Annotated in this window: 26 protein-coding genes; 3 read left to right on the top strand and 23 right to left on the bottom strand. The window is 64.7% G+C overall.

Features of this window, described 5'->3' with window-relative positions; all coding sequences use genetic code 11:
- Positions 1–11: 11 nt before the first annotated feature.
- From F8N82_RS23380 to F8N82_RS23285, 20 genes are read right to left on the bottom strand one after another with little or no spacing between them, the layout of a single operon-like run.
- Positions 12–1,238 carry a beta-ketoacyl-ACP synthase gene (locus tag F8N82_RS23380; protein ID WP_038997628.1) on the bottom strand — a complete coding sequence of 409 codons (1,227 nt, stop codon included), beginning with the start codon at positions 1,236–1,238 and terminating at the stop codon, positions 12–14.
- Positions 1,238–1,966, bottom strand: coding sequence for a 3-oxoacyl-ACP reductase FabG (gene fabG / locus F8N82_RS23375; RefSeq protein ID WP_038997627.1), 729 nt, complete (start codon positions 1,964–1,966; stop codon positions 1,238–1,240). The genes F8N82_RS23380 and fabG overlap by 1 nt, the downstream gene beginning before the upstream one ends.
- On the bottom strand, positions 1,959–2,429 hold the full coding sequence (locus F8N82_RS23370) for a hotdog family protein (protein ID WP_038997626.1): 471 nt from the start codon (positions 2,427–2,429) through the stop codon (positions 1,959–1,961). Before F8N82_RS23370 ends, fabG begins: the two co-directional genes overlap by 8 nt.
- Complete coding sequence (locus F8N82_RS23365; protein WP_038997625.1) at positions 2,426–3,613, bottom strand: beta-ketoacyl-[acyl-carrier-protein] synthase family protein; 1,188 nt, start codon at positions 3,611–3,613, stop codon at positions 2,426–2,428. The genes F8N82_RS23370 and F8N82_RS23365 overlap by 4 nt, the downstream gene beginning before the upstream one ends.
- Positions 3,610–4,095: a hypothetical protein gene (locus F8N82_RS23360; protein ID WP_038997624.1), complete on the bottom strand. Its 486-nt coding sequence runs from the start codon at positions 4,093–4,095 to the stop codon at positions 3,610–3,612. The genes F8N82_RS23365 and F8N82_RS23360 overlap by 4 nt, the downstream gene beginning before the upstream one ends.
- Positions 4,092–4,826 (bottom strand): class I SAM-dependent methyltransferase, encoded by a 735-nt coding sequence (locus F8N82_RS23355; RefSeq protein ID WP_038997623.1) that lies wholly within the window; start codon positions 4,824–4,826, stop codon positions 4,092–4,094. Before F8N82_RS23355 ends, F8N82_RS23360 begins: the two co-directional genes overlap by 4 nt.
- The gene (locus F8N82_RS23350; protein WP_038997622.1) at positions 4,823–6,070 is read right to left on the bottom strand and encodes an NAD(P)/FAD-dependent oxidoreductase; all 1,248 of its coding nucleotides are present in this window, start codon (positions 6,068–6,070) and stop codon (positions 4,823–4,825) included. Before F8N82_RS23350 ends, F8N82_RS23355 begins: the two co-directional genes overlap by 4 nt.
- Positions 6,057–7,217 (bottom strand): hypothetical protein, encoded by a 1,161-nt coding sequence (locus F8N82_RS23345; protein ID WP_038997621.1) that lies wholly within the window; start codon positions 7,215–7,217, stop codon positions 6,057–6,059. The genes F8N82_RS23350 and F8N82_RS23345 overlap by 14 nt, the downstream gene beginning before the upstream one ends.
- The gene (locus F8N82_RS23340; RefSeq protein WP_038997620.1) at positions 7,214–9,526 is read right to left on the bottom strand and encodes an MMPL family transporter; all 2,313 of its coding nucleotides are present in this window, start codon (positions 9,524–9,526) and stop codon (positions 7,214–7,216) included. The genes F8N82_RS23345 and F8N82_RS23340 overlap by 4 nt, the downstream gene beginning before the upstream one ends.
- Complete coding sequence (locus tag F8N82_RS23335; RefSeq protein WP_038997619.1) at positions 9,516–10,115, bottom strand: outer membrane lipoprotein carrier protein LolA; 600 nt, start codon at positions 10,113–10,115, stop codon at positions 9,516–9,518. Before F8N82_RS23335 ends, F8N82_RS23340 begins: the two co-directional genes overlap by 11 nt.
- Positions 10,112–10,537: an acyl-CoA thioesterase gene (locus tag F8N82_RS23330; RefSeq protein WP_038997618.1), complete on the bottom strand. Its 426-nt coding sequence runs from the start codon at positions 10,535–10,537 to the stop codon at positions 10,112–10,114. Before F8N82_RS23330 ends, F8N82_RS23335 begins: the two co-directional genes overlap by 4 nt.
- The gene (locus F8N82_RS23325) at positions 10,530–12,074 is read right to left on the bottom strand and encodes an HAL/PAL/TAL family ammonia-lyase (protein ID WP_038997617.1); all 1,545 of its coding nucleotides are present in this window, start codon (positions 12,072–12,074) and stop codon (positions 10,530–10,532) included. The genes F8N82_RS23330 and F8N82_RS23325 overlap by 8 nt, the downstream gene beginning before the upstream one ends.
- Entirely contained in the window at positions 12,055–12,993 is a 939-nt protein-coding gene (locus F8N82_RS23320; RefSeq protein WP_038997616.1) for a glycosyl transferase, read from the bottom strand. Before F8N82_RS23320 ends, F8N82_RS23325 begins: the two co-directional genes overlap by 20 nt.
- On the bottom strand, positions 12,990–13,724 hold the full coding sequence (locus tag F8N82_RS23315) for a glycosyltransferase family 2 protein (RefSeq protein ID WP_038997615.1): 735 nt from the start codon (positions 13,722–13,724) through the stop codon (positions 12,990–12,992). The genes F8N82_RS23320 and F8N82_RS23315 overlap by 4 nt, the downstream gene beginning before the upstream one ends.
- Positions 13,717–15,396 (bottom strand): acyl-CoA synthetase family protein, encoded by a 1,680-nt coding sequence (locus tag F8N82_RS23310; protein ID WP_038997614.1) that lies wholly within the window; start codon positions 15,394–15,396, stop codon positions 13,717–13,719. The genes F8N82_RS23315 and F8N82_RS23310 overlap by 8 nt, the downstream gene beginning before the upstream one ends.
- Positions 15,393–15,938, bottom strand: a complete 546-nt coding sequence (locus tag F8N82_RS23305; protein ID WP_038997613.1) for a membrane protein — start codon at positions 15,936–15,938, stop codon at positions 15,393–15,395. Before F8N82_RS23305 ends, F8N82_RS23310 begins: the two co-directional genes overlap by 4 nt.
- A complete protein-coding gene (locus F8N82_RS23300; protein ID WP_038997612.1) occupies positions 15,935–16,189 on the bottom strand; it encodes an acyl carrier protein in 255 nt (84 codons plus the stop codon). Before F8N82_RS23300 ends, F8N82_RS23305 begins: the two co-directional genes overlap by 4 nt.
- A gap of 9 nt (positions 16,190–16,198) precedes the next feature.
- The gene (locus F8N82_RS23295) at positions 16,199–16,471 is read right to left on the bottom strand and encodes a phosphopantetheine-binding protein (protein WP_010222262.1); all 273 of its coding nucleotides are present in this window, start codon (positions 16,469–16,471) and stop codon (positions 16,199–16,201) included.
- Complete coding sequence (locus tag F8N82_RS23290; RefSeq protein WP_038997611.1) at positions 16,446–17,258, bottom strand: lysophospholipid acyltransferase family protein; 813 nt, start codon at positions 17,256–17,258, stop codon at positions 16,446–16,448. The genes F8N82_RS23295 and F8N82_RS23290 overlap by 26 nt, the downstream gene beginning before the upstream one ends.
- Positions 17,234–17,950 (bottom strand): beta-ketoacyl synthase chain length factor, encoded by a 717-nt coding sequence (locus F8N82_RS23285; protein ID WP_038997610.1) that lies wholly within the window; start codon positions 17,948–17,950, stop codon positions 17,234–17,236. The genes F8N82_RS23290 and F8N82_RS23285 overlap by 25 nt, the downstream gene beginning before the upstream one ends.
- A gap of 317 nt (positions 17,951–18,267) precedes the next feature.
- On the opposite strand from F8N82_RS23285, the gene F8N82_RS23280 reads away from it, so the two are divergent.
- Positions 18,268–19,041 carry a ParA family protein gene (locus F8N82_RS23280; RefSeq protein WP_038997609.1) on the top strand — a complete coding sequence of 258 codons (774 nt, stop codon included), beginning with the start codon at positions 18,268–18,270 and terminating at the stop codon, positions 19,039–19,041.
- Here the strand turns inward: F8N82_RS23280 and trxC are convergent.
- Positions 19,038–19,472, bottom strand: coding sequence for a thioredoxin TrxC (trxC, locus tag F8N82_RS23275; protein ID WP_038997608.1), 435 nt, complete (start codon positions 19,470–19,472; stop codon positions 19,038–19,040). The genes F8N82_RS23280 and trxC overlap by 4 nt on opposite strands.
- Positions 19,473–19,650: 178 nt before the next feature.
- Between trxC and F8N82_RS23270 the strand changes: the two genes are divergently transcribed.
- Positions 19,651–19,938: a type II toxin-antitoxin system HigB family toxin gene (locus F8N82_RS23270; protein ID WP_038997607.1), complete on the top strand. Its 288-nt coding sequence runs from the start codon at positions 19,651–19,653 to the stop codon at positions 19,936–19,938.
- A gap of 5 nt (positions 19,939–19,943) precedes the next feature.
- Entirely contained in the window at positions 19,944–20,345 is a 402-nt protein-coding gene (locus F8N82_RS23265) for a helix-turn-helix domain-containing protein (protein ID WP_038997606.1), read from the top strand.
- A gap of 20 nt (positions 20,346–20,365) precedes the next feature.
- Here F8N82_RS23265 and selO read toward each other — a convergent pair whose 3' ends face one another.
- The gene (selO, locus tag F8N82_RS23260; RefSeq protein WP_038997605.1) at positions 20,366–21,826 is read right to left on the bottom strand and encodes a protein adenylyltransferase SelO; all 1,461 of its coding nucleotides are present in this window, start codon (positions 21,824–21,826) and stop codon (positions 20,366–20,368) included.
- 58 nt (positions 21,827–21,884) lie between these two features.
- Positions 21,885–25,235 carry a mechanosensitive channel MscK gene (gene mscK, locus F8N82_RS23255; RefSeq protein WP_038997604.1) on the bottom strand — a complete coding sequence of 1,117 codons (3,351 nt, stop codon included), beginning with the start codon at positions 25,233–25,235 and terminating at the stop codon, positions 21,885–21,887.
- Positions 25,236–25,263: the final 28 nt, after the last annotated feature.

The following is a 25,263-nucleotide window of genomic DNA, read 5'->3' as shown; positions in this document are numbered from 1 at the left end:
CAGGTTTCAGATCAGGTCCAGCGACGGAAAATCAGCGAGGTGTTGACCCCGCCAAAGGCGAAGTTGTTGTTCATCACGTAGTCGTGACTCATGCTGCGAAACTCGCCGCACAGGTAGTCCAGCTCGCCGCAGCGCGGGTCGATGTGCTCAAGGTTGAGGGTGTGCACATAGCGGTCGCTGTTCATCATCTCGATGCTGAACCAGGACTCCAACGCGCCGCAAGCACCCAGGGTGTGGCCGAGGAAGCTTTTTTGCGAGCTGATCGGCATGCGCGGGCCGAACAGGCTGCTGGTGGCCAGGGTTTCGGCGATATCGCCCTGCTCGGTGGCGGTGCCATGACCGTTGACGTAGCCAATGGCCTCGGGCGCCAGGCTTGCATCTTCTAGCGCCAGCTCCATGGCCCGGCGCATGGTTGCCTGCTCCGGGCGGGTGGTGTGCTGGCCGTCGGCATTGCTGCCAAAGCCGACGATTTCGGCATAGATGTGCGCGCCACGGGCCAGTGCGTGCTCAAGTTCTTCAAGCACCAGCATGCCGCCGCCTTCACCGATCACCAGGCCATCGCGGCCACTGTCGTAGGGGCTCGGGCTCTTGTGCGGGGTGTCGTTCTTGAGGCTGGTGGCGTACAGCGCATCGAACACCATGGCTTCGGTCGGGCACAGCTCTTCGGCGCCGCCGGCGAGCATCAGCGGCAGGCGGCCGAACTTGATCGCCTCATAGGCGTAGCCGACGCCCTGGCTGCCGCTGGTACAAGCGCTGGAGGTGGGGATCAGGCGCCCGGTGAGGCCGAAGAAGATGCTGATATTGGCCGCGGTGGTGTGCGGCATCATCCGCACATAGGAATTGGCGTTGAGGCCTTCGGCCACCGAGTTGAGCAGCATGTTGCCAAACGCCTTGATCTCGTCGGTGCTACCGGTGGACGAGCCGCAGGCCACGCCCATGCGCCCGTCGCGGATCGACGGGTCATCGAGCAGGCCGGCGTCGCGCAGGGCGTTCTGTGCTGCCGCCACGGCCAGGCGCGAGACCCGGCCCATGCTGCGCAGTTGCTTGCGGGTCCAGCCAGCGGGCACCTTGAAGTCATCGATGGGGCCGGCCAGGCGCGTGTTGAGCTCCTCGAAGCGGTCCCATTCGTCCATGCGGCGGATGCCGCTGCGGTTGTTGGCGAAGTTGCCGGCAATGGTCTGCCAGTCGCTGCCCAGCGAAGTGATACCGGCCATGCCGGTGACGACCACACGTTTCATCAGCACAGGCCTCCGTTGACTGCCAGCACCTGGCGGGTGATGTAGGCGGCTTCGGCCGACATGAGGAAATTCACCGCGCCGGCGACTTCTTCCGGGGTGCCCATGCGCTGCGCCGGGATCATCTTCAGCAGCTCTTCGACCGGCACGTGCTCGTCGAGCATGGCGGTATCGATCAATCCCGGGGCAACGCAGTTGACGGTGATCTTGCGCTTGCCCAGCTCGATCGCCAGGGCTTTGGCGGCGCCGATCACACCGGCCTTGGAGGCGCTGTAGTTGACCTGGCCGCGGTTGCCGATCATGCCCGATACCGAGGTGATGCAGACGATACGCCCGGCTTTGCGCCGGCGGATCATCGGCATCATCAACGGGTGCAGGACGTTGTAGAAACCGTCCAGGTTGGTGCGCAGCACCTGGTCCCAGTCTTCTTCGGTCAGTGCCGGGAAGGCGCCGTCGCGGGTCAGGCCGGCGTTACAGACCACGCCGTAGTAGGCGCCATGGGTTTCCACGTCATCGCTGAGAATGGCGGCGCAGGCGGCGCGGTCGGCGACGTCGAACTGCAGCACGCGGGCTTGCTGGCCCAGGCCCCGGACTTCTTCTGCAACGGCGTCGGCTTCACTGCGCCCGCTTCGGCAATGCAGGACCAGGTCGAAACCGGCGCGCGCCAGGCGCAGGGCGATGGCCCGGCCAATGCCACGGCTGGAACCGGTGACCAGGATGGTGTCAGTCATGGGGGGACTCCTCTGGGCCCGCTTCGGCCAGGTAGCTGGTCACTTGCGGCGGGCGAAAAACGTTCAAACGGGCCATGGCATGGATGCCCTGGCCGCGCAGGTGACACTCGAACACGCCCATGCCGTTGTCGTCTTCGAGCGAGCGTAGGGCATGGATACGCAAGTGGGCACCGGCAGGGAAATGTTCGACATTGCATTCGAATTTACGCGTGCCAAGCAAAAAGCCCAGCTCCACCGGCTGGCCTTTCTGGCGTGCGCGGCAACCGGCGTAGGCGGCCACGCTCTGGGCCATCAGTTCGATGCCGACCCAGGCCGGCAGGCTGCCGTCGGCGCGGTTGAACAGGCCGCCGGGGCGCACGGTCAGGTGGGTATGAATCTGCTCTTCATCGAACGACTCGACCTGATCGATGAGGATCATATCGCCGGCATGAGGCAGCAGTTCGGCCAGTGGCCAGGTGATCATTGCGTGTCTCCGAGAATCAGGCTGACATTGTTGCCGCCGAAGGCGAACGAGTTGCTCATCAGGCGCCGCGGGCCCTGGGCCGGTAGGCGCTGGCTGGCATCGACCAGGTTCAGGGCCGGCAGCTGCGGGTCAGCCGCGCCATCCCAGACATGCGGTGGCAGGCGCCCTTGGGCATTGTCGGCGCAAAGGCTCAGCCAGCAGAACGCCGCTTCCAGGGCGCCAGCGGCACCCAGGGTATGGCCGGTCATCGGCTTGCTCGACGAGCAGGCCAACTGGCTGCCGAACAGTTCATGCACGGCCAGGCTTTCCATGGCGTCGTTGTGCCGGGTGGCGGTGCCGTGCAAGTTCAGGTAGTCGATCTGTGCAGGTTGCAGGCGAGCATTGTCCAGCGCCTTGCGCATGGCCTGCAAGGCGCCTTTGCCGCTGGGCTCTGGCGCCGAGATATGGTGCGCATCGGAGCTGGCGCCAGCGCCGAGCAAGGCGATGCTTGAACCTTCGTGGTTGGCTTCACGGGTCATCAGGAACAGCGCTGCAGCTTCGCCGATGTTGATGCCGTTACGGTTGACCGAGAACGGATTGCAGCGCTCGGCGCTGACGGCTTCCAGGGCGCTGAAGCCGTTGAGGGTCAGCTTGCACAGGCTGTCGACCCCGCCGCAAATCACTGCATCGCAAACACCGAGATCGAGCAGGCGCCGGGCACTCATCAAGGCCCGGGCGCTGGAGGTGCAGGCAGTGGAAATCACATAGGCCGGGCCGCTCAGTTGCAACCGGTCGGCGAGGAAATTGGCCGGAGCACTGAGCTCCTGCTGGGCATAGTCGTAGCTGGCCGGAAACGCTTGTTCACGCAGGTAGTGGGCGATGCCGTCGCTGGCTTCCTTGATGCCCGAGGTGCTGGTACCCAGGACGATACCGATGCGCTGGCGGCCAAAGCGGGCGATGGCCGCTTCAATCGCTGCGCTGATCTGCAGGCAAGCCTCAAGTAGCAGCTGGTTGTTGCGACTGTGATGGGCCTGCGGCTCGGGCAGCTCACCGTGCACGCCTGCCACCGGCAGGCTGCGTTGCGGCACCCAACCGTCTTCGATGCGCATGCCTGAGCAGTCGCCGGCAAACAGCTTGCGGGCGACGTCGGCCTGGCCGCGACCGAGGGCACAGACCAGGCCCAGGGCATTGAGATAAGCGGTCATGGCGTGTTCTCGCTGGGCAGTGGGCTGACTAGATAACGCAGGCCCTGGCCTAGGTTCAAGGTGAAGTCGTCGGCTTGTCGGTAGTCGACGCGCCAGCGTTCACCCAGCCAGCGCTGTTGGCCTTGCTGACGGGCGCCGGGGTAGAGCGCTTGCAGCTGCTCGGCCGGGGTCAGGGCGAACAGCAGGGCGGCGAACAATTCACGTGCAGCCGGGTTGGGCGGCAGCAGGCCGTCGGCGTGCCACTGCCCCTGGTTGAGCAACTGCCGGGCTTGCGGAATGCCCAGCAAGTCCAACAGCGACCAGCGCAGGCTGGCGTCCTCGCGCTGGATCACCAGCAGCCAGTCCTGACGTTCTCCTGCCTGTTCGCGCTGGATATGCAACTGCATCGGCAGCGTCAGCGCCGGTACTTGTGCGGGCAGCGGCGCACGGCTGGCGCAGGCGCTCAACAGGGCGAAGGCGAGGATCAGCAACAGGCGTTTCATGCACTCGGCTCGGTTGGCTTCAAGGGTTTGCGGGCAACTACGTTGACCAGGGTTTCTTCGCGCTGGCCGACCGCTGGCGGCTTGCGCAGGCCAAAGCGTTCGAGCAGGCCGAAGTCGCTGGAACGGCTCCACCACAGATAGGGGTAGGAGACATTCTGCGCGCCGAACTCGAAGCCTTGGTCGCGGAGCATCTGCAGGTACTGCCCGGCACTTTTCTGCACGTGCATGGGGTGACGGAACAGCCAGCGGATAACCCAGGTGTCGATATAGGCTTCGGTGGACTCGGCGAACAGCAGGTAGCCACCGGGTTTGAGCACCCGGTAGAACTCGGCCAGGGCCTTTTCCTGCTCGACCAGGTGGTGAAAGGTCTGGTGGCAAAACAGGATATCGACGCTGCTGTCGGCAAACTGCAAGGCCGCGCAGTCACTGCCGCGCAGCTCGACATTCAGGCCCAGGCGCCCGGCCTCGGCCTGGCTCAGTTCGAGGCTGTGCGGGTCGGCGTCGGTGCCCAGCAACTGGCCGGGGGCGAACACCTGCTGCAGGTACTGGAACGACTTGCCCTGGCCGCAGCCGGCATCGAGCAGCACCGGCGCGTGCGGCAGCGGCGCGTCGAACAGCCGGCGCAGGTCGTTGATCGCCACCCGCAGCACATGGTGCTGCCAGGTGTGGCTGCGCAGGAACCAGAAGCCGAAGCGGGTTTCCTCGACGTAGCTGTCGCTGAGGAATTTCATGCCGCCGTCCTTGCACAGACTTCAGCGAGCATGCGCAGGCGCCGCTTGGGTTCGCTGACGAACGGGTTGCGCAGGTCCCAGGCGTAGCCGGCTAGGATCGAGCTGATCATCGCGCGGATTTCCGGCGAGCTCGCCGGGTGGTAGATGACGTCCTGGAAGCTGCCGTTGTACCAGCCCTCGACGTAGGCGCGGAAGGTATCGACGCCGCGCTTGAGCGGCTCGGCGAACTCGTGCTGCCAGTCGACGCTTTCACCCTGCAACTGACGGTGCAGCACGCCGGCGGCCATGCTCGCCGAGCGCATGGCGATGGTCACCCCGGAGGAGAACACCGGGTCGAGGAACTCGGCGGCGTTGCCGAGCAGGGCAAAGCCCGGGCCGTGCAGGGTCTTGACGTTGGCCGAGTAGCCGCCGATGGTCCGCGCCGGGGTGTCCCACACGGCGTTGGCCAGCACCTTGGCCAGGCTTGGCGTCTGGGCGACGAAGTCCTTCAGGCAGGCATCCAGGTCAGCCGGCGCGGCGGCAAAGTGCTCGGCGGCGGCGACCACGCCCAGGGAGCAGCGGCCGTTGCTGAACGGGATGGTCCAGAACCAGATATCGCGGTGCTGCGGGTGGGTGGTGATGAGGATCTTTTCCCGGTCGAAAGCCGGGTGGTCGATGCGGTCTTCGATGTGGGTGAACACGGCCTGGCGCACCGGGAAGTTCGACGGCGCTTCGAGGTCCAGCAGGCGCGGCAGCACGCGGCCATAACCACTGGCATCAAGGACGAATTCGGCCTCGACGCAGTACTCGCTGCCATCCAGGCGACGAACGCGGACCTGCGGGCGCGGGCGCTCGAGGTCGGCGGCGATGATCTCTTCTTCGTAGCGGATTTCCACGCCCTGGGCTGCGGCCTGGTCGGCCAGCAACTGGTCGAACTGGGCACGCTGGACCTGGAAGGTACTCGGCTTGCCATTGCTGAAGGTGTCGCCGAAATCAAAGGCGCTGTATTCGTCGCCCCAGGCGAAGGCCGCGCCGTTCTTGCACTGGAAGCCCGCCGCTTCGAGGGCCGGAAGCATCCCGGCTTCTTCGACGAAGTCGATGCAGTGCGACAACAGGCTCTCGCCGATGGAAAAACGCGGGAAGCGCTGGCGCTCGATGATCAGCACATCGTGGCCATTGCGCTTGAGCAGGGCCCCGGCGATGGCGCCGGACGGGCCGGCGCCGATGATCAGTACCTGCCGCTGTTGCAGTTCAGTGTTTGGCATAAGGCCTCCTTGCCGGTTGGGCAGACTTCAATGGAATCCGGTGCAGGCCGGCCAGCGCGGGCATCAGCGTGGCGACCAGGCTCATCAGCATCAGCGCGAAGTACAGCGCCGGGCTGATCAGCTGTTGTTGCAGCAGCAGGTTGAGAAAGACGATCTCGCTCAAGCCGCGAATATTGAGCAGCAGGCTCTCCCGCCATTTGCTCGCGCCGGCGAACGACGGCGTCGCCCAGCACAGGCCTAGCCAGTTGCCGAGCAGCTTGCTGACGATCGGCAACAGCAGCAAGGCACTCAACTGGATGGCTTCAAAGCCCTGAAGCACGTTGTGGATATCGATCTGGATGATGCCGAAGGTCAGGATCAACGGGATGGCGATGCCGTTCTGCAGGCGTTTTATCCACAGCGTCGACAGCGGCATGTGCAGCGCCAGCTTGAGCCAGGCCAGGCAGCACAGGTAGCCGATTCCGAAGATCAATGCATTGAGCCGGTAGTGTTCGGCGACGAACAGCAGGGCGAAAAAGCCCAGGCTGTAGACCCAGGGTCGGCGCACGCCGAGGGCGTACAGCGGCATGGGCAGGCAGGCCCCGAGCAGTGGCAGCAGCAAGCTCGCGGGGTCGAGGCTGCCTTTGCCCAGGCCGAACAGCAGCCAGCAGGTCAGGTCGATGAGGATCGCCGATTGCATCAGGCGGCGGGTTGCCGCGGGCGGATAGTCGATGTTGCGCAGGTACAGGTAGAGCACCGGGATGGCGGTGATGGCGAACACCAGGCCGAGGGCCAGGGTGGCCAGCCAGGGCTGCTGCGCCAGCAACAACGCGCCGCAGGCCAGGCCACAGGCAAAGGGGACGAAGAAGCTGGGCAGGGCGATCTTCAGGCTCTGGCGGTCGAATTTCAGCTCCACCACGTCCGCCAGAATATGCCCCAGCAGCAGGGCGAAACTCAGGCCGTACAAGGTTTTCAACCAGGACGGCGCCACCAGCGCGGCGCCGCTGAGTTGCCAATGTGGCTCGACCCAGAACAGCATCAGCAGCGGCAGGCCCAGGGTCGCCAGCAGCAACTGGCTGACAATCGGGATCAGTCCCAGGCGCCGCCCCAACTCGCTGGCGATCCAGAACAGGGCCAGGGCCAGGGTCCAGAACAACACAATACTCATGCCGACACTTCCTTGTGGCCGCTGGCCGCCCAGGGCGCCAGGACGAAGCTGAAAGCCAGGCCGAGGCTGACCGCCAGGCCAAAGTTGCTCACCGCCGGGGTGCTCGACACCGCCAGCAGGCCGAACGACAGCCAGGTGGTGGTCGCCGCGAGCAGGGTACCGAGCAGGCTGACGGCGGCGCCGCCGATCTGCTCGTGCATGAGGATCGCGTAGTCGACGCTGATGGCGGTCACCAGCAGCAGGCCGAACAGGCTGAACAGGGTCAGCGGCTGGCCCAGCCAGCCGAGGCAAGCCAGGCTGCACAGCGCGGCAAGCAGCGGCAGGGCGACGATGCGCAGGGCACCGCCGAGGCCGAATGGCAGGATCAGCAGCACCACGATCAACGCGCACGACAACAGCTTGAGCTCGGCGGCGCTGACCTGGGTCGCGGCGAACACTCGGTTGAGGTCGCCGAGGCGGTCGACCAGTTGCACGCCGTCGAGGTCGTCGGCTTGCAGGCGCAGCAATGCCGGATCGTTCAAGCCCTGCAGGCTGACGATGGCGGCCACGCCCTGACCGTCGGCACCCAGCCACAAGGTGCGCCAGGGTTCGCCCAGCGGGCCACTGAGGGCGTGATCGATGTCGAGGGTAGGCAATGCCTGGATTTGCGCCAGTTCCGCCTGTAACGCGCTTTGCGGGACGCCCAGGGCCAGCAGCGGTTGCAGCGGCAGCGTGCTCAGCGCATCGCGAACCTGTTGCTGCTCGGCGGGGCTGGCAACCAGTTGGCTGAGGGCCATGTAGCCCTTGAGCTTGTCGGTTGCAATCAGTTCGTCCAGGCGTGCGCCGAGGCTTTGCAGGCGCGCCAGCAATTGGCTCTGGTCGGCGCCGCGCACCAGGTAGAACTGGCTGGTGGGCTGGTAGCCGGTAATGCGCGCCACGGCCTGGGCTTCTTCGAGCAGTTGCGGCGGACTGCCGACCCACTGGCGAATGTCGTTGCGGCTGTCCAACTGCCACAGGCCGGCTGCGCAGAACAGGATCAGCAGGCCGAGCAGGACCGGGCTGGGGACCTTGCCCAGTAGCTTGAGGCGCAGGTCCACCAACCATTGGGCAATGCGCAGCGGCCATTGTGCGGGCTGCAGGTCGATACCCTTGAGCAATGCCGGCAGCAGGCACACGGCGCTGAGATAGGCGCCGATCAGGCCGGCAGCGGAAAACACGGCAATCTGGGTCAGGGCCGGGAACGGCGTGAAGGCCAGGGCCAGGTAGCCGATGCAACTGGTGGCCAGGCTCAGGCTCAGGCCCGGCAAGGTCAGGCGCAGCGCCGGCCAGGCCTGCCAGGGGCGCAGGCTCCAGCTCTTGGACAGATAGTGCAGCGGGTAGTCGACGGCGACGCCGATCAGGCTTGAGCCGAGCACCAGGGTCATCACATGCATCTGGCCGAACAGCGCCACGCAAGCCACCGCACCGAACAGCATGCCGACCAGCACCGGCACGAACGCCAGCAACACCCGCAGGCGCCGGAACGCCAGCAGCAACAGCAACAGGATGCCCACGGTGGCGCCGCCGCCGACCCAGGTGATTTCCTGGCTGGCCTGGCGCTGGCCGTTGGCTGCATACAGCAAGCCACTGGCAGCCAGCAGGCGCGCGCCGCTCTGGTCGGCTGCAACCCGGCTGCTGGCGAGCAGGTCGGCGACCTGCAGGGGCAGTTGCATGTCGAACGCGTTGCCCAGGGTGCGGGCACGCAGCAGCACCCAATGCTGGCCGTCGGCTTCGGCTAGCAGCGCGCCGCTGGCGGTGTCCAGTTGCACCGCAGCAGGGCGTGGCTGGCTGTTCTGGATGCGCCCGGTCAGGCCCAGCCAGTCGTCCTGGCTCGGCACCAGGCTAAAACCTGCAAAGGGATCGTAGAGGCTCTGCACGCGCTGCTCGATAAAGCCTTGCGGGTTGTCGACCAGGCTGCTGCGGTCGGCACGCGCGAGCATCGCCAGGCGCCCTTGCAGCAACTGTTCGCGCAGTGCCTGCAGGTCGGTCTGCAGGCTCCACTGGACCTTCTCGAACAAGCCGCTGGCCTGCCATTGCTCGCCCAGGCGCTGGGCCAGGGCGATGGCCTGGTCACGCTGGGGATGGCCGACCAGCACCAGCATCTCGCGGTTCAGCGGCTCCTGCATGCGCTGCTCGGCGCGCTGTACCAGCGGGTCCTGGGTGGCACCGGGGACCAGCGCCATCAGGTCGGCAGACAAGGGTGCAGCGCGGTGCCACTGCCAACCGGCCAGGGCCAGCACAGCGATCAGCAGCAGCAAAAACAGCCGTGGTAACAGGCGCTCACTCGGCAAAATCGCGGCGCTCCGTGTCGGTCAGGCTGGCGCTGCTGCTCGATGGCATGCGCAATACGGTGCTGTCGCCCTGGGTTTCCAGCAGTTGGATGCGTTCGACGTAGCGCCCGCCATCGATATCGATCTGGCTGAACACCTGCTTGAGCAGCAGCGAACGCGGCGTCAGGCGCAGTTGCCAGTGCGCGGCGTCGCCTTGCAGGCTCAGCTCGAAGTCACGCTGCAGGCCACTGCTGTCGCCTTGCAGCACGGCGAAGAACAGGCGGTTCTGCTCGGCGCCGGCGCTCTTGCCCGGCAGCATCTGCCAGCCGGACGGATCGCGGCGGGCGATGCCCTGGGCATTGAGGCGGTAGTCCTGCCTGAGCGGCGTTTGTAGCAGCCAGAGCAAGCCATGGTCACGGGCTAGCACGAACTGGCCTTTGCTCACCAGCGGCTGCGGGAGGGCGCGCAGGTGTTTTTCCTGGATGAACGGGCCCTTGATGACCGCAGGTTCGCCCAGTTGCTTGCTCAGATCATCGAGGCCAAAGGCCTGGGCCAGGGGGCAACTGGCCAGCAGGCCGAGGCACAGCAGGCCACGCAGCAGCGTCTTCATGGCAGCACCTTGTTCACGGCGTCGAGCATCACCTGCGGCGAAGCCAGTTGCATCTCGCCGCTGGCGATTTCGACCGCGACCTGCACGGAGCTGGCGCGGGTCATGCGCTCGCCGGTGGCGGCATCGCTGATCAGGTAGTTGATCTTCAGACGGTTCTCCCACTCCACCAGGCTGGCGCGCACGCTCAGGCGCTGGCCGAAAGTGGCGCCACGCATGTAGCGCAGTTGCAGGTCGATCACCGGCCAGGCGAAGCCCGAGGCCTGCATCTGCAGGTAGTTGTGATCGAGGTGGTCGAGCAGCGCGCAGCGCGCTACCTCGAGGTATTTGACGTAGTGCCCGTGCCAGACCACCAGCATGCTGTCGACATCGAAGAACGGCACCAGCACTTCGGTATCGACGTGCAGTACTCCCTGACTACGCATGCAGCCTCCAGTGTTGTTCGGCAATTCGGCTCAGGCACAGGCGCAGGTCGCTTTCCAGGGCGCGGTCTTCGATCACCGGGGCGAACTCTTCAAGCAGCGCCGCGTGCATTTCGGCCAAGGCTGGCGGCAGGTCGCGGGCATCGGCTTCGCGGCTGCGCAGCCAGACGCCCTGGTTGGCGGCCAGCAAGGCGGCGGCGGCGACCTGTTCGGTCAGCTCCAGCACCCGCAGGGCATCGCGGGCGGCGATGGTGCCCATGCTCACCTTGTCCTGGTTGTGGCACTCGGTGGAGCGTGAGAACACGCTGGCCGGCATGGTGTTTTTCAGGGCTTCGGCGGTCCAGGCGCTGGCGCCGATCTGCACGGCCTTGAAGCCATGGTTGAGCATCGCCCGCTCGGCGCTGGCGCCCGACAGGTTGCTCGGCAGGCCGTGGTTGTAGCGCACGTCGACCAGCAAGGCGAGCTGGCGGTCGAGCAGGTCGGCGACGTTGGCCACCAGGTTCTTCAGGCTGTCCATGGCAAATGCGATATGGCCGCCGTAGAAGTGCCCGCCGTGCAGTACGCGTTCGGCTTCGGCGTCGATGATCGGGTTGTCGTTGGCGCTGTTCAGTTCGGTTTCGATAAAGCCGCGCAGCCAGCCCAGGCTGTCGGCCAGCACACCCAGCACATGCGGCGCACAGCGTAGCGAGTAACGGTCCTGCAGGCGGTGCAGCGGCGCGGTCGGTGCGTCGATAGCGAGGTCTTGGCGCAACCAGGCAGCCACCTGCATTTGCCCCGGGTGCGGCTTGGCGGCGAACAGGCGCTCGTCGAAGTGCTCCGGGTTACCTTGCAGGGCGACCACGTTCAGCGCGGTGATCCGTGTAGCGAGCTTGAGCAGGTAATCGGCGCGGGCGAATGCCAGGCAGGCCAGGCCGGTCATCACCGCGGTGCCGTTCATCAACGCCAGGGCTTCCTTGGGCCGCAGTACCAGCGGCTGCCAGCCCAGCTCGCGGTGTACATCGGCGGCGCTGCGGCGTTCGCCGTGGTACATGACCCCGCGCTCGCCCGACAGGGTCGCGGCCACGTAGGACAGCGGCGTCAGGTCGCCGCTGGCACCCACCGAGCCTTCCTGGGGAATCAGCGGCAGGATGTCGTGGGCAAGAAACGCCTGCAGGCGCTCCAGCAACTCGACGCGCACACCAGAGACGCCATGGCACAGCGACTGCAAGCGGGCGGCCAGCACCGCACGGGTGGCCGGCGCATCGAGCAACTGGCCGAGGCCACAGCCATGGAAGGTGTACAGGTGCTTGGGCAGCGCTTCGACATGCTCCAGCGGCACCGCCACCACGCACGAGTCGCCGTAGCCGGTGGTCACGCCGTAGATCACCCCTTCCTTGTCCAGCAGCGAGTCGAGGAACTGCGCGCCACGGGCAATCCGCGCGCGGTATTCGGCGTCGTCCTGCAGGCGGGTTTCGGCCTGGCGGTTGGCCAGGGCGAGGACGTCTTCGATTGCCAGCGGCAGCGCGCCGAAGGTCACGGGCTTATGCGGATGCATCGTCATCGGTCTTCCAGAAAGGGTAGAAATTGAACCATTGCTGCGGCGCTTGCAGGCAATAGTGGCCCAGGCGTTCGGCATAGCGCCCGGCCCAGTCGGCGATCACCTGATCGCGCTGGCCGCGGCGCCATTCGATGGCCTCGGCGAAGGGTTCGAGGATCACCTGGTAGCGGCCTTGCTGCTTGAGGCAGAAGAACAGGTTGAGCCGGCACTTGAGCAGCCCGGCCAGTAGCCACGGGCCTTGCGGGAAGGCGGCGCGCTGGCCGAGAAAATCCGCCTCGACCGTGCGCGCACCGTGCAGCGGCACGCGGTCGCCAGCAATCGCCAGCCACTCGCCGCGATCCAGGCGCTGGCTCAGTTGCAGCATGATTGCCGGGTCCAGCTCGCTGACCTGGATCAGCCGCAAGTTGTTCGCCCCGGATTCACCGAGCAGGCGATTGAACTGTTCGGCGTGCTTGGTGTGCACCAGCACGTTCATGGTCACCTGCTCGCCAAGCTCGGCCAGGGCGCGGCAGACTTCAAGATTGCCCAGGTGCGCGCCCACCAGCATCTGCCCGCGTTCGGCGCGCAACTGGGTGTGCAGCTTGCCGGGGTCGACGATCTCGATCTGTTCCAGGCGCAACTTGCCGTTCCACACATCAAGCTTGTCCAGCAGGGCATCGGCGAAGGCCATGAACTGGCCGAACACCCGTCGCTGACTGGGGCGTAGGCTGGCTTGGCCGCTCCAGTCGGCCAGGTGCTGCTGGTATTGCCAGATGCTCTGCCGGGCTCGGCGGCCAAACACAAAGAAGTACAGGACGATGCCATACAGCACCGGGCTGAGCAGGCGCCGGCCGAGCAGCTTGATGCCCACGGCAGTCAGCTTCATCAGCCAGAAACTGCCACGCTCCTGGTGTTGGGCCCAGTGTTGTTCGCCGTTGCTCATGCCTGCCACCGCCGCCAGAGAATGGCCGGGGCGCGCAGCAACATGCCGAAGAACAACTTGGTGTGCATCTTCGAGATCAGCGCGTTGTCGTGGAACAGGCGAAAGTGCGAGAGGCCATCGGCAGGGTAATGCACCTTGGTCGGCAGCCAACGCATCGGCTGGTTGCGCCAGGCCAGGCGCACGAGGATCTCCGGGTCGAAGTCCATGCGCTTGCCGAGGCTCACCGCGTCGATCAGTGCCAGGGTCGGCGGCAGCGGGTACACGCGAAAGCCGCACATGGAGTCGGGAATCTGCAGCGACAGGCTGTTGATCCACACCCACACGTGGGTCAGGTAACGCGCATACAGACGGCCCTTGGGCACGCTGGCGTCGTATTGTGGATAACCGCAAATCAGCGCCTGTGGATAAGCCTGCGACTGTTCGAGAAAGCGGCTGACATCGGCCAGGTCATGCTGGCCGTCGGCATCCACCTGCAAGGCATGGCTGAAACCCAGGCGCGCGGCTGCGCGCAGGCCGGTCATGACCGCGCCGCCCTTGCCCTGGTTGACCTGCAACGTCACCAGAAACACCTGCTGCTGTTCGGCCAGCTGGCCCAGCACGGTGGCGCAGGCCGGGCTGCTGGCGTCATCGACCAGCACGCAGGGCAGACCGGCTGCGAGCAGGTCGGCAACCACCGCCGGCACCGCCCGTTCGTGGTTGTACACCGGGATCACCGCACAGGGCTTATTCACCGACGGCCTCCAGCACGATACGGCCGCTGGAGCAGGGCACCCCGGCGTTGCTGTAGGCAAAGTACAATTTGCCGCGCTCGGCATCGAAACGCAGGGTCAGTTGCAGCGGGTCGCCGGGGCGTACCAGTTGCTGGAATTTCAGCACTTCCATGCCGGCGAACCGGCGCGGCCGGTCGAGCAGCGGTTGCCCCAGGGCCAGTGCCCAGTCGACCTGGACCACGCCCGGCAGTACCGGAGTTTGTGGGAAGTGGCCGTTGAAGTAGGCGAGATCCGCCGATACCGCCAGTTGCAGCTGCAACTCGCCGTCGACCTTGGCCTGGCTCAGCACTTCCGGGTCTTTGGGCCGTGGTGCCAGCAGCAGGGCTTCGAGTTCGGCCTGGGGCAGTTTGCCTTGGGCGTTGAATGGCAATTGCCGCAGCAGGCGCCAGCGCCGTGGCAGAGCCAGGGCTTCGCAGTGCTGGCTGAGGTGTTGGCGCAGGCCCTCGGTGAGCGCGCGCCGGCCCTGGTTGCGCAAGGCGTACAGGCCCGCGGCGCTGAGCACCAGCAGGGCGCCGAGGCTGGCGCGGTTTTCCTGGATCACCGCCAGGCGCGCTTCCTCGACCCAGCCATGGGCGACCAGGGCCTGTTCGAGCATCGGCAGGGAGATGCGTTTTTCTTCCAGTTTGACGATTCGGTCCAGGCGCCCAAGCAGGCGGAAGCGACCGTCAGCGGCGAACTCGACGGCATCGGCGCTCTGCTCGATATGACCGGGCGGCAGGTAAGCCGACTCGATGCACAGTGCGCCTTGTTGGTTCTGGCTCAGGCGCACGTCGGCAAAGGGTTGCCACAGGCTATCGCCCTGGCGCCAGGCGATACCGCCGGTTTCCGAGCTGCCGAGAATTTCTGTCGGCCATTGCTGCAGGCGCTGGTGCAAGGCCTGGGCGGCGCTGGCCGGCAGTTCGCCGCCGGAGGAAAATACCCGGCGTACCGTGCTCAACGCTGGCCAATCGAGGTTGTCGCCCATGCGCTTGAGCAGCGCCGGGCTGGCCACCCAGGCAAAGGCCGGGTGCTCGCGGCTGGCGCGCTGCAGGTCTTCGGGGAAGGGCAGTTGGCGACGCACGAACGAGCGCCCGGCGCACAGCGGCCAGAGCACACGAAACAGCAGGCCGTAGATGTGCTGGGTGGCGACGCTGCCGATGATGCAGGCAGCGCCCAGGTCCTTGCCCCACAGCTGCTCCAGGGCTTGCACTTCGTTGGCCAGCTGGCGCAGGCTCTTGTCGATGCGCTTGGGTTCGCCGCTGGAGCCGGAGGTGCACAGGCTCAGTTGGCAGGTGTCCAGGTCCAGGTCTGCGGCGGCCAGGGGTGCTTCGAACAGGGCGTCCAGCGCCGTGTCTTGGGCCTGGTCGCTCAGCCACAGCTCGACCTCGCCGAGCCAGCGCTGGCGGGTCTGGGCTTGCAGGTCGGCCGGCAGCAGTACCTGCACGCCGGCCCGCCAGGCGCCAAGCAGGGCCACGGCCAGTTGCGCGGCGTCTTCCAGGTGTACGGCCATGCGTTTAACACCCCGCCGCTGCAGGCCTGCGGCCAGTTGCAGGGCTTGCTGGCACAAGGTAGCGTGATCCAGTTCCGGGGCGATGCTCACCGGCCGTGGCGTATCGCTTGGGTGCAGCAGTTGCTCAAGGGCAATCCATTTCATGAGCGTCCTCGCACGCGTTGTCTTATCAGCCATTCAATGGCAAACAGCAGGCCTATCAGCCCGTAGGCGATCAGGCCGTTGTACAGGGTCCACCAGCTCAGCGGCGCCCACAGGGTCAGGGCCGCGGCGACCAGGCCGTTGGCCAGGAAGAACAGGCTCCAGACCTTGGTCACCTGGCGCGTGTAGTGGATCGCCACGGCAGGTAGCTCCGGCTCACGCAGCCGCGCCAGACGCTCGGCCACCGGTGGACCGAACTTGAGGCTCAGGCCGAACAGGCCAAGCATGAAAGTACTGATCAGCACCGGGTACCAACGCAACAGCTGCGGGCTGTTGAATAGCGCCAGCAATGCGCAGAAGGCGATCGCCGCTACGGCCATCCAGTGCCCGCCGGGTCGCCTCGGTTCGCTCAAGGCACGCGCCAGCCACAGGCCGCCGAGCAGCAGGCCGAATTGCCAGGGGGCAAAGTGAGCCATGCCAAAATACACCGCAAAGGGGTACAGCAGACCGGCCAGCAGCAGGCCGAGGCCGATCAGGCGTTTCATGCCGCGGTGTTGACCAGGCGGTATACCGCCTCGACCACGTCATTGACCGTACGCACGGCCTTGAACTCGTCGGCGGCGATTTTCTTGCCGGTCTGGCGTTTGATGTGATCGATCAGGTCGACGGCGTCGATGCTGTCGATTTCCAGGTCCTGATACAGGTTCGAGTCCAGGCTGATGCTGGCCGGGTCGAGTTCGAACAGTTCGACCAGGGCGTCGCGCAGGGTGTTGAAGATGTCTTCGCGGGTTTGCATGGTGCTGTCTCAGGCTGCCTGTTTGGCGGTGACGAAAGCCGCAAGGCTGGCCACGCTGGTGAAATGATTACGGGTGTCCTTGGCGTCGGCGTCGATCTTGATGCCGTACTTCTTCTGGATCGCCAGGCCGAGTTCGAGGGCGTCCACCGAATCCAGGCCCAGGCCTTCGCCGAACAGGGTCTGCTCGTCGCCGATGTCCTGGGCGCTGATGTCTTCCAGGCCCAGGGCGTCGATGATCAACAGCTTGATGTCGTGGTTAAGGGTGTTCTGTGGATCGCTCATCTTCGGCGAGCTCCTTGGTGAAGTGCTGATGCAGGTGATCATTGAGTTTGCGCGAGGCCTGTGGGGCGGGGCCTTGGGCGGCGAAGGTCTGCGGGTCGATGTCGGCACCGACCTGCAAGCTGAAATGCACCCGGCGCTGGGGAATGCGGTACCAGGGTTCGGCCTTGGTCAGGGTGCTGGGGGCGACCTTGATGGTGACCGGGGTGATGATCTTCGCACCGCGCAGGGCAATGGCTGCCGCGCCGCGATGAAAGGTCGGCGGCTGGCCTGGCTGGGTGCGGGTGCCTTCGGGGAAGATGATCAGGGTCTGGCCGCCTTGCAGCGCCGCCACGGCGCTGTCGAGCATGTCCATGCTGCCGTCGTTGCTGATGTATTCGGCCGAACGCACCGGGCCACGGGTGCAGGGGTTGTGCCAGAGGCTCTGCTTGACCACGCAGTTGGCCTGGCGCACCAGCCCGATGAGGAACACCACGTCGATCAGCGACGGGTGGTTGGCGATGATCATCTGCCCTGGGCGGCCGAGCTTTTCGGCACCCTTGACCTCATAAGTGAGCACGCCGCTGGCGACCATGAAACGGATGAAGCGCCAGAACAGCCAGCTGATGGTGTGCCGGGCGCGTTGGCGCTGGCGGGCGGCATCGCCGGGCAGGCAGGCCAGCAACGGGAAGACCAGCAGGCGCAGGCACAGGCCGCCGACGCCGAACAGCAGGAAGCTGACGGCGGTGGCGAGCAGGCGCCAGTAATAGGCGTCGCGCGGTCTGCTTATAGCTTGCGTTGCCAGTTCCATGTGCGGCTCTTCCAGGTGTGGGTACAGGTGCTGTCGCTCTTGAGCAGGCAACGCAACCAGCTCAAGGCATGAGGTTCGCTCGCAGGTGCGCCAGCGCTGTTCTCGCCAAGGGTCAACTGCCAGTCATCGCCAGGAGTCAACAGCAGGCCCAGGGCATAGGCGAAGGGCACGTCAGCAATCCATGGGCCGTAGGCCGCAGGCGGTTGTTCTTCAGTCACAATCAGCAGCACCGCCGGCGCGCCTTCGCGCAGCAGGCAGGCGGCTTCCATCACGCCTTGTTCAAAACCGTCACCGGCAGCAGCCAGGGCGGTCATTTCACTGGTTTCGCCACGCATGATCGACCATAGGCCGATGACCGCGTTGTGTACCGACAGGCTGAACTGGGTTGGCGACAGCGGCTGCTCGTTGGCCAGGTCGCTGAGGATCTCGAAGGTGCGTGGGGTTTCGCCATGCCGGGAAACGAACACCAGCGGCAAATCCTTACAACTTTCGGCCAGTGGCCAGCCCACGGCGAAGGCCATGCGCGCCAGGTGGCTCAGGCGCCGGCGCTGCATGGCCGGCAAAAACGACACATCCGGTGCCTGTTCAGCCACTGCCGGCACGTGCTTTGCCTGGCTCCAGGCCTGCCAATCGGCAGCCGTCTGCAGGCCTGGTGCCCACGCGCGCCACTGGCTGATATTGAATGTGATCACTTTGCTGTACTTCCCGCCCTGAGGGACTTCCTTGCCGAGGGAGTAACTCGGAACAACGACCTGACAGGGGTGTGGCGCAATCGCCGAGTGGCGCGCATTATCCCGGTGGAGTTGGTGTGTAGCAAATAATGGTTGTACGGATTGTCGTGTGCAACAGACAGCGGTCCTGAAGATTCGTCGGACCGATCCGAGGTTTCCCGACCAATGGCGGTCATGTTTATTCGGTCGGATCGCCGAAAACTTGAGCCATTGGCGGCTGGTCAAGCCGGCATTGGCCGCACATACTCGCTCATCCCCAGACACACGGAGGTCATTCCATGCGGCGCGTGGTGTTCAATCAGAAAGGTGGCGTTGGCAAGTCGAGCATTGCCTGCAACCTGGCGGCGGTGAGTGCCAATGAAGGCTATCGGACCCTGCTGATCGACCTGGATGCCCAGGCCAACTCGACCCAGTACCTCACCGGGTTGACTGGCGAGGACATTCCCATGGGCATTGCCGACTTCTTCAAGCAGACCCTGTCGTCGGGGCCGTTTGCCAAGAAGAACAAGGTCGATATCTACGAAACGCCCTTCGACAACCTGCATGTGGTGACTGCCACCGCCGAGCTTGCTGACCTACAGCCCAAGCTTGAGGCCAAGCACAAGATCAACAAGCTGCGCAAACTGCTGGATGAGCTGGACGAAGACTACGACCGGATCTACCTGGATACGCCGCCAGCGCTTAACTTTTATGCGGTTTCGGCGTTGATCGCCGCTGATCGTGTGCTGATACCCTTTGATTGCGACAGTTTTTCCCGCCAGGCTCTGTATGGCCTGCTGGCCGAAATCGAAGAGCTCAAGGACGATCACAACGAAGAGCTGCAGGTCGAAGGCATCGTCGTCAACCAGTTCCAGGCCCGTGCCAGCCTGCCCCAGCAGATGCTCGACGAGTTGATCGCCGAGGGCCTGCCGGTACTGCCGGTGTACCTCAACAGCTCGGTGAAAATGCGTGAATCACACCAGGCCAGCCTGCCGCTGATTCACCTGGAGCCGCGGCACAAGCTGACCCAGCAGTTTGTCGAACTGCACGCCCTGCTCGAAGAAAACGCTTAAATCCCCTGGCTGCGCAGCCACTCCAGCAATTGCTGGAGTGGGAATGCACCGCTCTGGCGCGCCACTTCCCGGCCGTTTTTGAACAGGATCAGGCTGGGAATCGAACGAATCGCCAATTGCCCGGCCAGTTGCTGGTTGGCCTCGCTGTCCAGCTTGGCCAGGCGGCAGCGCCCGCTCAGTTGGCTGGCCGCCTGGGCGAAGATCGGCGCAAACGACTTGCACGGCCCGCACCAGTCGGCCCAGACATCGATCAGCAGCGGCAGATCGCCCTTGATCTGGCTGGCGTAATCCCCCTGTTTCAATTCGAACGGCGTGCTCAGCAGGACCGGGCTCTTGCAGCGGCCGCATTTCGGGCTGTCGCCAAGGCGCTCGCCGGGGATGCGGTTGAGGCCGTTGCAGTGGGGGCAGGGGATGAGTAGTGGGTCGCTCATTTGAGTTCCTGAGAAGGGTGATATTGTTGAAACACTAAGAACATTATCGGGCAAACACAAATACCGCCGCTGCTTGCTTGCCGATCATCCGGAATGTTTTGATAAATATCGCAGATTGCGATATTTGTGCGGTACTCCCAAGCTCATCCCTGGAAGCACTTTGCGATTCGGGTGTGGCATGCATGTGATAACGGAAAAACGCATCTGGGAGGCAAAGGCGAAATGGCCGCGAACGGCCTCGGCGCTGGACGCTTGGTATCGACTGGTAAAGGCCTGCCATCCGACAGACTTTGCGGCGATGAAAGCGACATTTCCTGCCACTGACAAGGTAGGGGCGTTGCATGTATTCGATATCGGCGGCAACAAATTGCGGCTGATCGCGATTGTGCACTACAAGACGCAGCGCCTGTATATCAAGCATGTGCTCGATCATGGCGAGTACGACAAAGGCAAGTGGAAGGAGTGAAGGCGATGAGCCCACTGATCAAGCAGGCAGCAGCGCATTGGCAGTTCGTTTCGCCGCTGCTGCGCAAGCCGGCCAGCGAAGCAGACTACGATGCACTGGTCGAGTCGCTGGATGAACTGCTGGGTTTGGTCGGCGAGGATGAAAGCCATCCGCTGGCAAGCCTCGCCGTACATCTGGGGGATATGTTGCAGGCCTATGACCATGCTCATCGCCCTTTATCCCGGGCCAGTGGCGTCGATACGTTGCGTTACCTGATGCGGGAACATGGCCTCAAACAAAGCGATCTGCCGGAGGTAGGTTCGCAGTCGGTAGTGTCGGAGGTACTGGCGGGCAAGCGTCAACTCAATCTGCGTCAGGTGCGTGAACTGGCTAGACGCTTTTCGGTGCCCGCGGACGTGTTCTTCTAAAGATCAGGGACGCTGAGGCCTCACGACGAGCAACTGATCTCCAGGTGCTTACCCCACTCTGGTGGCCGCTGGGCGTAGGCCTCCATGCCCGGCTGCTCATCGAACGGTGTGCTCAGCACCTGGTGCAGGCGGCGAACTTCCTCGTAGTCGCCACCCTCGGCCGCCTCGATGGCGCGCTGGGCCAGGTAGTTGCGCAGGATGTACAGCGGGTTGACCGCATGCATGCGCTCGCGCCGGCCCTCGGCGTTGTCGGGCTCGCGCTGCAGGCGCGCCAGGTAATCGGCGGACCATAGGTCAAAACCGGCCAGGTCGATGAAGTCGTCGCGCACCACTTGCAGCGCCTGCTCGACAGGCTGGTCGCCGAGATGGCGCAAGAACAGGGTGTAGTCCACCGCGCCCGGTTGCATCAACTGCAACAGGCGTTCGATCAGCGGCTTGTCGTCGTCTTCTGCCTGGGTCAGGCCCAGGCGCCGGCGCATCAGGTCCAGGTAATGGGCCTCGTACAGCGGCAGGAACAGCCCGAGGGTTTCCTTCAGCGCTTCGACACTGATGAACGGCGTCAGGGCCTGGGCCAGGGCGCTGAGGTTCCAGTGGGCGATGGGCACCTGGTTGCTGTAGCTGTAGCGGCCCTGGTCATCGGAGTGGTTGCAGATGAAATTGGCGTCGAAGTCGTCGAGGAAGGCGTAGGGGCCGAAGTCGAAGGTGATGCCCAGGATCGACATGTTGTCGGTGTTCATCACCCCGTGGCAGAAGCCATAGGCCTGCCAGCGGGCAATCAGCTCGGCGTTGCGCTCGACGATGGTGCGGAACATAGCCAGGTACGGCTCCGGCGCGTCGCGGCATTCGGCAAAGTGCGTGTTGAGCACGTGCTCGGCGAGGGTGCGCTGCTGCTCGGGCTGGCGGGTGTAATAGAAATACTCGAAATGACCGAAGCGGATATGGCTCGGCGCCAGGCGCAGAAGCATGGCCGCACGCTCCTGGGTTTCGCGCCACACCGGCGTGCTTGAGCCGATCACGCACAGCGCTCGGCTGCTGGGGATGCCCAGGGCCGGCAGGGCTTCGGAGGCAAGGAACTCGCGGATCGACGAACGCAGCACGGCGCGGCCATCACCCATGCGCGAGTAAGGCGTCTGCCCGGCGCCCTTGAGGTGCAGGTCCCAGTACTCACCGGCATCGTTGCGCACCTCGCCCAGCAACAGGCCACGGCCATCGCCCAGGCGCGGGTTATAGGAGCCGAATTGATGCCCGGAATAGACCATCGCCCGCGGTTCGGCCTCGGCCCACAGCTTGTGGCCGCTGAACAGTTCGGCAAATACCGGCGAATGGGCTTCGGTAGGCTCCAGGTCGAGCAGCGCCATGGCCGCTGCGCTGGCGACCACCAGGCGCGGTTCGGCAATCGGCTCGGGCAGCACCGAAGTAGAGAAGGCATCGCCCAGTTGGGCGAAACGGTTATCGAAAGTCAGTTCGTCGAGGGCTTTCAACGGCCATCTCCTGGAGAAAACCTGAGTATTCTGCAAGGGTATGGCCGTTGGCGTCCAGTCAGGCCGGTTTGCCCGTGGCCTCGTCGCCGGGCTTCTCGCCATTGCTGGCGGTTGGCAGCACGGTCTTGTCCAGGTTTTCCACCGGGACCATCTTGTACTCCTGGCCCTGCATGTTCTTCAGGTAGATCTCCATCTGCCGGAAGGAGATGTTGATGTGCTGCTTCTTGAACTCTTTGTTGATGTAGCGGTTGATCTCGTCGAGCACCGGGTTGCGGTCGCCCAGGTCCCGCACGTGCATACGCAGCTCGTGGTCCAGGGTGCTTTCGCCGAAGTTCAGGAAGTAGACGATTGGCGCCGGCTCCTTGAGCACCCGCGGGTTGTCGTTGGCCGCCTTGAGCAGCAGGGTGCGCACCAGGTCCAGGTCCGAGCCGTAGTCGACGCCGAGCTTGAGGGTGACCCGGGTGATGGTGTCGGTCAGCGACCAGTTGATCAGTTGCCCGGTGATGAAGGTCTTGTTCGGGACAATGATGTCCTTGCGGTCGAAGTCGGTGATGGTGGTGGCGCGGATACGGATCTTGCTCACCGTGCCCGAGAGGTTGCCGATAGTGATAGTGTCGCCGATGCGCACCGGGCGCTCGAACAGGATCATGATCCCGGAGATGAAGTTGGCGAAGATCTCCTGCATGCCGAAGCCCAGGCCCACCGACAGCGCCGCGACCAGCCATTGCAGTTTGTCCCAGCTGACGCCCAGGGCCGACAGGGTAGAGACGAAGCCGACCCCGGCAATCACGTAGGACAGCAACGTGGTGGTGGCGTAGGCACTGCCCTGGGCCAGGTTCAGGCGTGACAGCACCAGCACTTCGAGCAGGCCGGGCAAGTTGCCGGCCAGGGCAATGGTGATGCCGATGATCACCAGTGCGCCGAGCAGGTCGCGCAGGCTGATCGGCACCATGCTCATGGCCGCGCCGGTGCCGCTGGTGTACTCGTACAGGGTGATGTTGTCGAGGTAGGCGAACACGCTGATCAGGTCCGACCAGACCCAGTACAGGGCGGCAATGAAACCACCGAGCAGGGCCAGGCGAATCAGGCGCAGGGACTGCTGGTTGACCTGTTCGATGTCCAGGGTTGGCTCTTCAACCAGCACTTCGCCATCCAGGCCTTCCTTGGCCGCCTGGCGCTTGCTCAGCGCCCGCTGGTAGGCCAGGCGCCGGGCGGCCACGGCCAGGCCGCGGACGAAGGCGGCTTCGATCACCAGCCAGAACATCAGCAGGTACAGAGTATCGATCAGGCGGTCGGTGAGTTTGAGCGCGGTGTAGTAGTAGCCAAAGCACACGGCGATGAACAATGCCACCGGCAGCGCGGTGAAGGCCACGCCCACGGCCTTGCGGAACAGCGAGGTGTTGCGGTGGGTGGGGCTGCTCAGCAATAGGCGGCTGAGCAGCCAGGCCATCAGCGCGTAGCAGGTCAGCACCACGCCGATGCCGAGCACGTCTTCAGCCAGTGCCGAGGGCTGATGCTCGGCCACTGCCACCACGCCGACCAGGGCCAGGACCACGGTACCGAGGCGGCGGATCCAGCCGCGGAGGAATTCGACCTGGGGCTTTTCCCAGCGAAAGTGCAGTTCGGCCACCCCGCCGGGGGCGAGTATCCGGTAGGCGGTGTAGAACACCAGCCAGGCCTGGGCTATCTGGAACAGGGCCGAGGCGAGGTTGGCGTTCTGCCCGCGGGCGTCGATCTGCAGGGCGTAGCCGCACAGGGCCAGGCCCAGGCTCAGGGGCATGGCCAGGAGGATATTGACCAGGATTGCCTGGGGCGTGTGCCACTGGCTGTCACGCTTGAAGTGGCCGACATCCTGGTGAACCTTGGTCAGGCGTGCATACAGGTACTTGCGTCGCCACAGCAGGGCGCCGATCAGCAGCAGCAGGGGCAGGAACAGCAGCGGGCGCTGGGCCAGGCCGTCGGTCAGCTCCCTCAGGCCCGATCCCCAGGGCAGGCTGACCACCTGTTTCTGCAGGCGTTCGGGCACGGTGCGCAGCCATTCCAGGTCCAGCGGCTTGTTGCTGGGAATCCAGAACATCTGCTCATCAAGGGTTGCACGCAGGTTTTGTGCCGTGCTGAACAGTTGCTTCTGGTTCAGTTGCAGGGTGATCGATTCGTTGAGCAGTGCGCTCAGTTCACGGTTCAGGCGTTCGAGCAGGTCGCTGCGAGTGATCGCCACTTCCAGCAGGGCCTTGCGCAGTTGCGGGGTGACGGTCTCGGGCGGTTGTGCGGTGAGCAGTTTGTCGACATAGCTGCTTGGGCTGCTGATCTGCTCGCGCTGCTGGTTGATCTCGAACTGGTACAGGCGGATGTCGGCGATCTGGTCGGCCAGGTCGCGGTCGAGCTTCAGGTGCGGTAGCGCCTGCTTCTGCTTGTAGAGGATCTTCGACAGCAGCAAGCTGCCCTTGAGCACGCTGATCTGCTCGTCCAGGGCCTGGTCGCTCTGGGTCAGGGTGTCCAGTTGCTGCTTGGTCTTGAGGTTCTGCTGGGTCAGGTCGTTGAGGCTGTCGGTGCTGCGCAGCAGGTAGTCGGAGAGCTTGAGGTTGGCGGCGCTTTCGGTGGCCAGCAGGGTGCTGCCGCCGGCCTTCTGCGCTTCGATCGACTGCTCGGTGACGGTTTGCTGGGACTGGGCCAGGCGCTTCTGGTTGATCAGCGTCTGCAGGTCCTGGATTTCTTGCTCCAGGCGCGTGGCGCGCTCGATCAGCAGGTCATGCTGGCTGTTGCCCAGGTCTTGCAGCAGGCTGTTGCCGGCCAGTTCCTGGCGGCGCAGCAGGGTCAGGGCGTTGAGGGCGGCCAGTTCGGCGTTGAGCTGGTTGCGTTGGTCAGCGTTGAGCGGCTTGCCGCCGTCCTTGCCGATCTTCAAGCTGGTGTTGATCTGCTGGGTGCGGGTCTGGTTGGCGCTGATTTCTGCCTGGGCCCGTTCGGGCCGGGTCTGCGCGGTAATGGTCAGGCTGTTGGCTTCAGACAGCGCTTTTTGCAGTTCGCCCTGCTCGGTCGTGCGCTCGGCCAGCAATTGCTCCAGCTGCGGCACGCTGGAGGTAGCGTAGCGCTGGGCGACCGCGATCACTTTGCTGTCCTTCAGCTTGGCCAGCTCGCGCTGGTTTTCGCTGATCTGGCGCGGCGCGTCATTGAGTTGGTGCTTGAGCGCAGTGAGCTTTTTCTCGCTGTCCTCTTTGTTGCCGAGCAAGGTCAGCGTCTGTTCGAGCACCTGCTGCAGGGCTTTCTGTTCAGCCTCAGGCAGCTTGCGTTCGGCGATCTTGTCCAGGCTTTTCTGGATCGCCGCCGTGGTAGGTGGTTCCGCAGCCCAGGCCGGGGAGAAGGACAGGCACAGCCCGATCAGGGCTGCGCTTAAAAACGTGCGCAGAGACATAGGCAGAAAATTCGTACAGGCAGAGGCG

The sequence above is a fragment of the Pseudomonas fluorescens genome (assembly GCF_902497775.2).
Classification (GTDB): Bacteria; Pseudomonadota; Gammaproteobacteria; order Pseudomonadales; family Pseudomonadaceae; genus Aquipseudomonas; species Aquipseudomonas putida_F.
This window is presented reverse-complemented; position numbering and strand designations above follow the sequence as displayed.

Coding starts and splice junctions, on each gene's coding strand:
- F8N82_RS23330 (WP_038997618.1), bottom strand. CDS start 10,537: ATGCGTAGTCAGGGAGTACTGCACGTCGATACCGAAGTGCTGGTGCCG.
- mscK (WP_038997604.1), bottom strand. CDS start 25,235: ATGTCTCTGCGCACGTTTTTAAGCGCAGCCCTGATCGGGCTGTGCCTG.
- F8N82_RS23335 (WP_038997619.1), bottom strand. CDS start 10,115: ATGAAGACGCTGCTGCGTGGCCTGCTGTGCCTCGGCCTGCTGGCCAGT.
- F8N82_RS23365 (WP_038997625.1), bottom strand. CDS start 3,613: ATGACCGCTTATCTCAATGCCCTGGGCCTGGTCTGTGCCCTCGGTCGC.
- F8N82_RS23290 (WP_038997611.1), bottom strand. CDS start 17,258: ATGGAACTGGCAACGCAAGCTATAAGCAGACCGCGCGACGCCTATTAC.
- F8N82_RS23270 (WP_038997607.1), top strand. CDS start 19,651: ATGCATGTGATAACGGAAAAACGCATCTGGGAGGCAAAGGCGAAATGG.
- F8N82_RS23320 (WP_038997616.1), bottom strand. CDS start 12,993: ATGAGCAACGGCGAACAACACTGGGCCCAACACCAGGAGCGTGGCAGT.
- F8N82_RS23310 (WP_038997614.1), bottom strand. CDS start 15,396: ATGAAATGGATTGCCCTTGAGCAACTGCTGCACCCAAGCGATACGCCA.
- F8N82_RS23360 (WP_038997624.1), bottom strand. CDS start 4,095: ATGAAACGCCTGTTGCTGATCCTCGCCTTCGCCCTGTTGAGCGCCTGC.
- F8N82_RS23370 (WP_038997626.1), bottom strand. CDS start 2,429: ATGATCACCTGGCCACTGGCCGAACTGCTGCCTCATGCCGGCGATATG.
- F8N82_RS23295 (WP_010222262.1), bottom strand. CDS start 16,471: ATGAGCGATCCACAGAACACCCTTAACCACGACATCAAGCTGTTGATC.
- F8N82_RS23380 (WP_038997628.1), bottom strand. CDS start 1,238: ATGAAACGTGTGGTCGTCACCGGCATGGCCGGTATCACTTCGCTGGGC.
- F8N82_RS23280 (WP_038997609.1), top strand. CDS start 18,268: ATGCGGCGCGTGGTGTTCAATCAGAAAGGTGGCGTTGGCAAGTCGAGC.
- F8N82_RS23300 (WP_038997612.1), bottom strand. CDS start 16,189: ATGCAAACCCGCGAAGACATCTTCAACACCCTGCGCGACGCCCTGGTC.
- F8N82_RS23350 (WP_038997622.1), bottom strand. CDS start 6,070: ATGCCAAACACTGAACTGCAACAGCGGCAGGTACTGATCATCGGCGCC.
- F8N82_RS23345 (WP_038997621.1), bottom strand. CDS start 7,217: ATGAGTATTGTGTTGTTCTGGACCCTGGCCCTGGCCCTGTTCTGGATC.
- F8N82_RS23355 (WP_038997623.1), bottom strand. CDS start 4,826: ATGAAATTCCTCAGCGACAGCTACGTCGAGGAAACCCGCTTCGGCTTC.
- fabG (WP_038997627.1), bottom strand. CDS start 1,966: ATGACTGACACCATCCTGGTCACCGGTTCCAGCCGTGGCATTGGCCGG.
- trxC (WP_038997608.1), bottom strand. CDS start 19,472: ATGAGCGACCCACTACTCATCCCCTGCCCCCACTGCAACGGCCTCAAC.
- F8N82_RS23265 (WP_038997606.1), top strand. CDS start 19,944: ATGAGCCCACTGATCAAGCAGGCAGCAGCGCATTGGCAGTTCGTTTCG.
- F8N82_RS23325 (WP_038997617.1), bottom strand. CDS start 12,074: ATGACGATGCATCCGCATAAGCCCGTGACCTTCGGCGCGCTGCCGCTG.
- F8N82_RS23305 (WP_038997613.1), bottom strand. CDS start 15,938: ATGAAACGCCTGATCGGCCTCGGCCTGCTGCTGGCCGGTCTGCTGTAC.